Annotated in this window: 9 protein-coding genes; 8 read left to right on the top strand and 1 reads right to left on the bottom strand. The window is 53.1% G+C overall.

Going from position 1 to position 10,105, the window contains the following annotated elements:
• The 7 genes from ACI32D_RS02945 to ACI32D_RS02915 form a co-directional block, all read left to right on the top strand.
• The coding region (locus ACI32D_RS02945) for a DALR anticodon-binding domain-containing protein (protein WP_439775158.1) at positions 1 to 115 on the top strand (115 nt) is incomplete at its 5' end.
• Positions 116 to 332: 217 nt separating this feature from the next.
• A complete protein-coding gene (locus tag ACI32D_RS02940; protein WP_439775157.1) occupies positions 333 to 806 on the top strand; it encodes an arginine repressor in 474 nt (157 codons plus the stop codon).
• A gap of 10 nt (positions 807 to 816) precedes the next feature.
• Complete coding sequence (gene coaBC / locus ACI32D_RS02935) at positions 817 to 2,016, top strand: bifunctional phosphopantothenoylcysteine decarboxylase/phosphopantothenate--cysteine ligase CoaBC (RefSeq protein ID WP_439775156.1); 1,200 nt, start codon at positions 817 to 819, stop codon at positions 2,014 to 2,016.
• Positions 2,017 to 2,143: 127 nt separating this feature from the next.
• Positions 2,144 to 3,118, top strand: a complete 975-nt coding sequence (locus ACI32D_RS02930; protein WP_439775155.1) for an amidohydrolase family protein — start codon at positions 2,144 to 2,146, stop codon at positions 3,116 to 3,118.
• 1 nt (position 3,119) lies between these two features.
• On the top strand, positions 3,120 to 4,070 hold the full coding sequence (locus ACI32D_RS02925; protein WP_439775154.1) for a 2-hydroxyacid dehydrogenase family protein: 951 nt from the start codon (positions 3,120 to 3,122) through the stop codon (positions 4,068 to 4,070).
• Positions 4,071 to 4,135: 65 nt separating this feature from the next.
• Positions 4,136 to 5,905 (top strand): DNA helicase RecQ, encoded by a 1,770-nt coding sequence (recQ, locus tag ACI32D_RS02920; RefSeq protein WP_439775153.1) that lies wholly within the window; start codon positions 4,136 to 4,138, stop codon positions 5,903 to 5,905.
• Between the two features lie 25 nt (positions 5,906 to 5,930).
• Complete coding sequence (locus ACI32D_RS02915; protein WP_439775152.1) at positions 5,931 to 8,414, top strand: excinuclease ABC subunit UvrA; 2,484 nt, start codon at positions 5,931 to 5,933, stop codon at positions 8,412 to 8,414.
• A gap of 74 nt (positions 8,415 to 8,488) precedes the next feature.
• Here ACI32D_RS02915 and ACI32D_RS02910 read toward each other — a convergent pair whose 3' ends face one another.
• A complete protein-coding gene (locus ACI32D_RS02910) occupies positions 8,489 to 9,427 on the bottom strand; it encodes a nucleoside hydrolase (RefSeq protein ID WP_439775151.1) in 939 nt (312 codons plus the stop codon).
• A 274-nt stretch (positions 9,428 to 9,701) separates the two neighbouring features.
• Between ACI32D_RS02910 and ACI32D_RS02905 the strand changes: the two genes are divergently transcribed.
• Positions 9,702 to 10,105 (top strand): GIY-YIG nuclease family protein (locus ACI32D_RS02905; protein WP_439775150.1); only part of this gene is annotated, 404 nt, incomplete at its 3' end.

The raw sequence follows: 10,105 nt of genomic DNA, 5'->3' as shown, positions 1-10,105 counted from the left end.
TGATGACGTTGACGAAGATGTCAAGAAGGCCCGTTTGGCTGTTGTTCAAGCAGTCAGCCACGTCATCAAGTCAGCCCTGGACTTGCTGGACGTTAAGGCACCAGACGAAATGTAGTTTTTTATTTAAATTGAATGATATTAAATGCCTTGAATTTGCTTCAAGGCATTTTTTATTGGATAATGCTAATGGTGTTAGAGATTTTTGGGGAAATTTGATTAAAAAAAGCAGGATAAGTCAAGAATAATTAAATAACAGCTTTATTGAAATATAAAAGTGCGCTAAAATTAAAGGTATCTAAAACGCTTAAATATAAGATTAAGGGGCAATAATTATGAACTACAAAGAAAGAAGACAGCTGATTTACGAATTGATTCAAACCAACAAGATTGAAACGCAAGAACAATTGCTGCTCTTGCTGCAATCCCATGGAGCAAACGCAACTCAAGCCACCATCTCCCGTGACATTCACGCCTTGCACATCAGCAAGGTGCCAGATGATGATGGTCGCAGTTACTATGTCAAGGCGCCATCAGCTGCTGTTAACCGGGAAAGGCAGCTGAAAGACGCGATCCGGGAACGGGTGGCTACTGTTACTGCAGTTCAGTTCACGGTCGTTATTCAAACCAGCATGAAGCTGACTTACGCGCCAATTTTGGCAGGATTAATCGATGACATTGATAACGATGACGTAGTCGGCACGATTGCCGGCACCGATACCTTGCTGGTCATCTTAAAGGATGCTGAAGCAGCTGAACGCTTTGCTGACTGGGCACAAGCCATCGTCAAGGAACGGAAGATCTACTAAGGCGGCAGATATGGCAAGAATTTCGGTCTATATGACTGGCGGAATAGCGGCCTATAAGGCAGTCAGCGTTGTTCGCGGCCTGCAAAATGCGGGCCATGAAGTCCGGGTAGCAATGACGGCCAATAGCGAAAATTTTGTTGGACCGGCAACCCTGGCAGCCTTGACGAAATGGCCGGTTTTAGACGACTTGTTCAGTCCGAGCCGGCAGGCTGAAATCGCCCATATTGACCTGGCTGACTGGAGCCAGCTGGCTTTGGTTGTACCGGCTGATGCCAACATTTTGGCCAAGATGGCCCAGGGGATGGGGGATGATGCAGTTTCAACCACTCTCTTGGCCCTGCATTGCCCGCGCTTGATCGTGCCGGCAATGAACACCCACATGTGGGAAAATCCCGCTGTTCAGCGCAATATCCGCCTTTTAAAAGAAGGCGGCGACCGGATCATGGAGCCGGCCGTGGGCAGACTGGCTGAAGGCTACGCTGGCAAGGGGCGGATGCCGGAAGCTGAAGAAATCATGGCCTGGCTTGAAGAGCAGCTGGACTTGCCGGCAAAAGGCAGGAGAATCGTCGTCACTGCCGGGGGGACCCTGGAAGCCATTGATCCGGTCCGCTTTATCGGCAACCGGTCAAGCGGCAAGATGGGTTTCCGCCTGGCAGAAGCCGCGGCTAGAAGAGGAGCCGAGGTGGACTTGATTTACGGGAACGTTTCAGTTTCTTTGCCAAAAGATGCCCGGATCCACCTGCATCCCGCCTTGTCAACTCAAGCCATGCTAGAGCAGCTAGAAGAACTTTTCCCAGCTGCTGACGCCCTTTTGATGGCGGCAGCCGTCAGTGACTGGCGGCCAAAAGAAGCAGCTGACCACAAGCTGAAGAAGCAGGCCGGGGTAGAGGAGATGACCCTGAAGCTGGTCAAGAATCCGGACCTGTTAAAGACAATGGCCCAAAAGAAGCGGCCTGATCAAGTGGTCATCGGCTTTGCCGCTGAAACCAACGACCTTTTGGTCAATGCCAGCCGGAAGCTGGCGGAGAAGGGGGCCGACGCGATCGTGGCCAACGATGTCAGCGGGGATGCCTTTGGCGGCGACGAGGACCAGGTGACGGTCCTGGAAGCAGGCAAGGAGCTTGATCCTTGGCCGCGGATGAGCAAGCAGGCCGTGGCTGACCGCTTGATCGCGCTGACTTTGGACCGGCTGGCGGAAAAGAGCAAGTAACAGAAATAGAGGAAAAGGCCTTTTACTTGGTGAAAGGCCTTTTATTTTTTCTGAAACTTTTGCTAAAATGAACCGCTTTCACTATAATAAGAGTAAGAGTTTCGTAAAAAAGATTGGGAGACGAACGATGAAGAAAATTGATGCCCACCTGCACTTGGTGCGGGACCTGGCCAGCTACAAGGGGAGCGGCAGAAGCAATGCCTTAGGGGGCGGCCTGGTGGTCTGGGACAATGGCTTTAAAACCCGCCTCTTTCCGGCAGGCTGGGGAGATGACTCTTTTAGACTAGCTGCCGCGAAAAAAGTGATGGAGGAGCACGATGTGGCCAAGGCCGTTCTCTTGCAGGGCAGCCTGTACGGCTTTCAAAACTATTACAGCTGGCAGGCGGCTAAGGCGGATCCAGAGCATTTTGCTCCGGCTTTTTCCGTTGACCCCTTTGCCAGTGAAGCGGAAAAAATCGTCAAGCGTCATGTTGAAGATTTAGGCTTCCGTGCCTTGAAGCTGGAAGTTAGCCAGGCCGGCGGCCTCATGGGCTACCATTTGCCTTTTGACTTGGCGTCAGATGTGCGTTTGGGCAAGATTCTGGACTACCTCAGTTCTTATCCTGGCTTCGCGGTGGCTGTGGACTACGGAGACAGCAGCCAGGCCAGCCACCAGCCCCGGTCTTTGGCCCGGCTGGCTAAGCGTTACCCAGATTTGGACTTTGTTCTCTGCCATCTGTCTTTCCCCAAGCCCGGCCAATTGGCCTTGCTGGAAAAAGAATTGGCACTGTTGGCTCCTTTGCCAAACATCAGCTTTGATCTGGCGGCTTTGCAAGACATTTCCGGCGAGCAGACTTATCCTTATCCCTTCTGTCAGGAAGCGGTGGGCCTGGCCAAAGAAATCGTTGGGGCAAAAAGACTTTTATGGGGTAGTGATGCTCCCTGGTCAGCTACTTTCAATGATTACGGCCAGCTTTATTCCTGGCTGGAAGATTCGGGGATTTTTTCAGAAACAGAAATGGCAGATATATACTATGGCAATGCGGAAAGAATCTATTTCAAGGCAGACCACGTGGCGGCATTAAAAGCCAGCCGCGATCCGCTGTTTGAGGGAGATGCGTAAGATGGAAAATGCGAAAGTTTTGGTGGCGGGCTTGGCAGTCAAGAGCCTGCCCGAATTGGAAAAAGTCTGCGAGGTGACCTTTGCCCCGGAAGAGGCTGGCAAGGACTGGTACCTGGCTAACCTGGCGGAATTCGATGCCTTGATCACCGGCAAGCTGCCGGTTGACCAGGAACTGCTGGACGCGGGTAAAAAGCTCAAGATCGTTTCCGCGACCGGGGTTGGCTATGACCATATCGACGTGGACTATGCCAGCAGCCAGGGGATCATCGTGTCCAACTGTCCAGCCAGCGTCATGCAGCCGACGGCGGAAATGGCCTTTACCCTCCTTTTGGCCCTCAGCCGGAAACTGGCCCTCTACAATCAAGAAATGCGGCAAGGGCACTTTTTGGATACGGGCCTGGCGGAAAACCAGGGGCAAAGCCCGGTCGGCAAGACTTTGGGGATCTTCGGCATGGGGAGAATCGGCAAGACCCTGGCCAGCTATGCCCGGACTTTCGGGATGAACATTCTCTACCACAACCGCCACCAATTGCCGGAAGATGAAGAGCGGGCCCTGGGGGTCAGCTACGTCCCTTTGGCTGACCTGCTCAGCCAGGCCGACTATGTCAGCTTGAACGCGCCAGCGACGCCGGAAACTTACCACGTGATCGATGAAGCAGCCTTGAGCATGATGCAGCCGTCTGCCTTTTTGATCAATACTTCCCGGGGCAGCCTGGTCGATGAAGCGGCGCTTTTGCGGGCCTTAAAGGCCAAGCGGATCGCCGGGGCGGGCTTGGACGTGTTTGAAGAAGAACCGGACTTCAACAAGGAATTCTGCCAGCTGGACAATGTGATCCTGACCCCGCATGCTGGCAGCGCCACCCGGGAATCCCGGCACAGCGTCTTGCAAGAAGCCAGTCATAATATCGTCTCCTTCCTGGTCAACGGAGTTCCGGTCAACCGGGTCAACTAAAAGATGCGAAAGCATCTTTTTTTCGTTATCATTAAATGTAAAGCGATTTAAAGGGGGCAGAGAGCTTGCTTGATCCACAGCAGGTCTTAAAGAAGTATTTTGGCTATGACAGTTTTCGGCCAGGCCAAAGAGAAATTATTGAAAAAGTTATTCGGGGGGAGAATGTCCTGGCCGTTATGCCGACCGGGGGCGGGAAGTCTCTTTGCTACCAGATCCCGGCCTTGATGATACCGGGCACGACCGTAGTCATCTCGCCCTTGATCTCTTTGATGAAGGACCAGGTTGACAGCCTGCGCGAATATGGGATTCCGGCCGCGGCACTTAACAGCTCCACGGCCCAGGAAGACGTCAATCCTATCTTAAGAGCCTGCTATGAAGGAAAAATCAAGCTGCTCTACGTGACGCCGGAGCGCATGGAGATGGACTATTTCCGCTATCAGCTCAACTTCTTGGAGGTCAATTTGGTCGCCATCGATGAGGCCCACTGCATTTCCCAGTGGGGGCACGACTTCCGGCCGGCCTACCGAAAGCTGAAGGACGGGATTAATGCCCTCCATACCCGTCCTAATGTTTTGGCCCTTACAGCCACGGCCACCAAGGCGGTTAGAGAAGACATCGGCCAGCAGCTGGATATTTCTGAAAAGAATTTTGTCATCACCAGTTTTGAAAGAAAAAATCTTCGCTTCAAGCTGGTCAACGCGCCCAAAAACAGCCGGGCCTATATCGTCAACTATTTAAAGCAGCACCGGGGAGAAGCTGGAATCATTTATTCCAACACTCGGAAAAAGGTGGAGGGGCTGACCGAATTTTTGCGCCGGGAGGGCTTTAACGTTGCCGCCTACCATGCGGGGATGTCCAATGAGGAGCGGGCCCAGGTCCAGGACGACTTCCAATATGACCGGATTCCCTTGATTGTGGCCACGAATGCTTTTGGCATGGGGATCGACAAGAGCAATGTCCGCTTTGTTATTCACGCAAACAGCGCCAAGAATCTGGAGGCTTATTACCAGGAAGCCGGCCGGGCCGGACGAGACGGACTGGAAAGTGAGGCAGTAATGCTCTTTCACCCAAGCGATCTTAGGCAGTTCCGCTGGTTTATCGACAATTCTGAAGCTGATGAATCCTACCGGCAGGTCCAGTACCAGAAGCTGCAGACGATCAGCGACTATGCCAATACCGACGAGTGTCTGCAGCAATTCATCGTTCGCTACTTTGGCCAGGACTGCCCGCCTTGCGGTAAGTGCAGCAACTGCCTCAGCCAGGGTGATTTCCAGGATATAACGGCTGAGGCTCAGGCCATCATCGGCATGGTCTATGACTTAGACGGCCGCTATGGCAAAAAGATCGTTGCCCAGGCAGTAACAGGGTCTAAAGTCAAAAAAATCAGTGAAATCGGAGCAGATGAGTGTGTCCACTACGGTCTGCTCAAAGGGAAAAAGCAGACTGATGTAAGCAGCTTGGTCGACTACTTGGTCTCAAAGGGCTACCTGCAGCTGGTGGGGGACCGGTATCCCTTGGTCCACGTGACCAACCGGGGCTGGGACGTTCTGGACGGCAAGGCCAGGGTCAAAAAGCGCCAGGAAGCCAAAAGCGAGCAACTTGCTGAAACAGGCGGTGACCAGGTCCTCTTTGAAGAGCTCAGAAAGGCCCGCCGGATTCTGGCCCAGAAGCGAGGAGTGCCGCCTTTTGTCATCTTCTCTGACTTGTCCTTGCGGGACATGGCGGCCAGAAAGCCGCGAACGCCGGAGGAGCTGCTCCAGTGCAGCGGGGTCGGGGATGCAAAATTGGCCAATTATGGGAAAGCCATGCTGGCCGTAATCAAAGAATATGGATAAAAGCTGAAGAAAGCAGGTGGAGCAGATGGCTGATCATGTAGATCATATCGAAGTACGGGGAGCCCGCGTCCACAATTTGAAAAATATCGACGTTGACATTCCTTTGAATGAAATTACCGGCATTGCCGGGGTATCGGGGTCCGGCAAGTCCTCTCTGGCTCTGGGGATTTTGTACGCGGAAGGCTCCAGGCGCTATCTGGAGTCGCTGTCGACTTATACCCGCCGGCGGATGACCCAGGCGGCTAAGGCTGACGTGGATTCAGTCCGCTATATTCCAGCCGCCCTGGCCCTGCACCAGCGGCCGGGAGTTCCGGGAATCCGCAGTACTTTTGGGACGGGGACTGAGCTTTTGAACAGCCTGCGTTTGATGTTTTCCCGCCTTGCCTGCCACCGCTGCCCTAATGGCCACTACCTGCAGCCCAGTTTGAAGGTTGCGGCTGAGCAGCCCCTTTTTTGCCCGGAATGCGGCGCCCAAGTGGAAGCACCAGGGGCGGAAGACCTGGCCTTTAACAGCCGGGGAGCCTGCCCGACCTGTTCTGGGACAGGGATCGTCCGCTTGGTAAATGAAGCCAGCCTGGTTCCCAATGAAGACCTGTCGATTGATGAAGGGGCAGTTTTGCCCTGGAAGCGGCTGATGTGGTCCCTGATGCCGGACGTGGCCAGGGAGATGGGGGTCAGGACGGACGTGCCCTTTAAAGAGCTGACTCCGGAAGAAAGGGAGATTGTTTTTCATGGCCCGGCTGTCAAAAAGCGGATTCTGGTGCAGAATAAAAAGCAAAATAGTGGCGGTTACCTGGATTTCACCTACTTCAATGCCGTTTATACGGTTGAGAATGCCTTGAGCAAGGTCAAAGATGAAAAAGGGATGCAGAGAGTCGCCCCCTTCTTAAAAGAAGACCAGTGTCCGGACTGCCGCGGCAGCCGTTTGTCAGAAGCGGCCCGGGCCCCAAAGATCATGGGAGAAAACCTGGCTGAGATCTGCCAGAAGACTCTGACTGAAGCGATCGCTTGGGTCAAGAAGGTGCCGGCCTGGCTGCCGGAAGCCATGCGGCCCATGGCCCGCAATATCTGCTTATCCTTTACCGACACGGCCAAGCGCTTGCTGGACCTGGGCCTGGGCTATCTCAGCCTCGACCGGGCGGCTTCCACCTTGTCAACCGGGGAGCGGCAGCGGATGCAGCTGGCCCGGTCTGTCCGCAACCAGACAACTGGGGTCCTGTATATCCTGGATGAACCCTCAATCGGCCTGCACCCAGCTAACTTGACCGGACTGAATGAAGTAATGGAGGATCTGGTGGCTGATGGTAATTCGGTTGTTTTGGTGGACCACGACGTCCAGGTATTAAAGCAAAGTGACTGGATGATTGAGATGGGGCCAAGAGCCGGGGCAGAAGGAGGGAAAGTCATCGCTTCTGGCCGACCGGAGGACCTGGCGGCTAATCCGGATTCAATCATCGGACCATTTTTAAAAGAAAAAGGCCGTAAATTGCGGCCGGTCTGTCCGAAAGAAGAAATGTTCGCTGAAGGGCAGCTGGAGCTGAAAACCGGACCCCTGCATACGGTCAAAGGGCTGGAGCTGACTCTTCCTGTGGGCCGCTTTAACGTGGTCACCGGCGTCTCCGGGTCAGGCAAGTCGACCCTGGTCCTGGAGTCCCTGCTTCCGGCAATTGAAGCCCAGGCAGAAGGCCGGGATTTTCCAGCCCACGTCAAGGCTTTAAACAGCGGCCGGATTAAGCAGGTCAAGTTGATTGACGCCAGCCCGATCGGGATCAATGTCCGGTCAACTGTCGCTACTTATGCCGGCATCCATGACGATTTGCGGAAGACTTATGCCAAGCTGGACCAGGCAAAAAAAGCCGGCCTAAAGGCCGGGTCCTTTTCCTACAATACCGGCAGCCTCCGCTGCCCAGCTTGTGATGGGACCGGGACGATTTCTTTGGACGTGCAGTTTTTGCCGGATGTCGATATCGTCTGCCCTGCTTGCCGGGGGTCGCGCTACTCAAAAGAAGCGGCGGCCTTTAAGCGGAAGTGTCCGAATGGCGAAGAACTGTCTTTGCCAGACTTGATGGAAATGACGGTTGACCAGGCCCTTGAGTATTTAAGCGACTTGAAGGCAGTGGCCCGGAAGCTGCAGACTCTGCATGACCTGGGCCTGGGCTACTTGACTCTGGGTGAGCAAACTCCGCTTTTGTCCGGCGGAGAAGCCCAACGCTTGAAGCTGGCTTCAGAAATGAGCAGGGGCCAGGAAGATACTCTTTTTATTTTTGATGAGCCGACCATCGGCCTGCACCCCTTGGATGTGGCGACCCTGGTTCAGGTCTTCCAGCACTTGATCAAGCAAGGAGCGACCTTGATCGTGATCGAGCATGACCTGGACTTGATCCGGAACGCGGACTGGATAATTGACTTAGGGCCAGGAGGAGGCAAGGAAGGTGGCAGGATCATTGCAACGGGTACTCCGGCTGAGATCAAGGAAAATCCGGCCAGCGTCACCGGCCGCTACTTGTAATTTCTTTTATAAAAGCAAAAACCTTCAGAAGTTTTCCTTCTGAAGGTTTTAATCGTTATTGCTGCAATATTTTTTTAGAAAAGTTTGGCCTTTTCGCACAGATCGTCAAAGCGTTCCCAGAACTTGTCGTAGTTGGCGGAAGTTACCAGGGTCATTGGCCGGCCGTTTTCAGTTTCAAAGAAGCGGGCAGCCCGGTCGCCGTCAGTGTAGACGTCGGACTTGGTTTCCCGGGTCGTGGCGATTTCCGGGTAAAGGGCGCTCATGGTGGTCAAAACGTCCCAGAGGTAGTAAGTTGAGTCGACTTCAAAGGAGTTGACCAAGGCGTAGACATAGCCTAAGAATTCAAAGGCCGGGTACTTGCGGTTAACGGCAAAGTGCTGGCGCATTTCATCGGTCAGAGGCAGTTCTTCAGTTGATTCCAGACCAACCTGCTGGATCTTGATCTTGGAGTCCCAGACCGTCTTGCAGGCTTCTGGGTCCCACCAGGCGTTCCATTCCTGGGTCCCGTCAGCGCATGGAGCGTAAACGTTGCCGTGGGCGTTCAAAGACCCGCCCATCCAGTAAAGTTCTTCGATTTTGTCTTGAATGCTTGGGTCGATTTTCAGAGCCCGGGCTAAGTCAGTCAAGGGGCCAGTGAAGACCAGAGTAACCGGGCCGTCAGCGGCGTGGATCTTGTCGATCATGTCCAGGTGGGCCGGCTTAGCGGCAACTGGCGTTTCGACAGTGCCTTTTTCATTCAAGATCGGGAAGTGGTCAACGGAAAAAGCTGACACTCTCCAGGCTTCCGGGAACTGGTGGACTGCCCGGGAGTCGGACTTGGCTACTTCCAGCTTGTCGCCGCGCTGGTTGAAGCGGTCGATCAGCTTCCGGGACGCGGAAACGCCTGGTTCAACATAGCCATCAGCATCGGTTACCCCGACCCCGATCAGCTTGATGTCGGGTGCTAAAAGCATCAGCAAAAGTGAAGTAAAGTCGTCCATGTTGCTGTCATGGTTCAAGTAGAAGTTCTTCATGTTATCTTACCTTCCTAAAATCCTATAGTCTTAACAATAATATTATACGTGATAAGCTGACAAAAGACAGCCGTTTCAGTGAAAAAAAGTTTATTTTGCACTAAAAGTCGAACGAGCTTTGCCGTAGAAGAATTATTGTTAAAAGATGTTTATCTTTCTTCCGCCTTGGTCATGAAAAATCATTAAAATATTTTTGAGATTATAGGCGGATCAGTGTTAGAATAATACTTTTCGTGATAAAATCGTACGGTAAATGAATCGCGGGGAGGCAGACATGGCAAGTCAATTGATTGAAAATAAATTGAAATTGCTGCCGGAAAAGGCCGGTTGCTATCTGATGAAGGACGTCAACGGCAAGGTTATCTATGTTGGCAAGTCCAAGAACCTGAAAAACCGGGTCCGGTCCTACTTCAAGAGCAGCCAGGAAGGCCGCCGGGCCGAGCTGGTCAAAAACATTGCCGACTATGACATCATCGTGGTGGATTCCGACAAGGAAGCTTTTTTGCTGGAAATCACCCTAATCAAAAAGTACCAGCCCTATTACAATGTTGCTCTGAAGTCGGGAACAGGCTACCCCTACATTGAAATCACCAATGAGAGAAATCCCCAGGCCCGTCTTACCTCGATCGTCTACAAGGACAAGGGCGACTATTTTGGCCCTTACCCCAACGTCTACGC

This window comes from Lactobacillus sp., from assembly GCF_051873315.1.
Classification (GTDB): Bacteria; Bacillota; Bacilli; order Lactobacillales; family Lactobacillaceae; genus Lactobacillus.
Note: the sequence above shows the minus strand (reverse complement) of the source record. Positions and strands in the feature narration are given on the sequence as shown.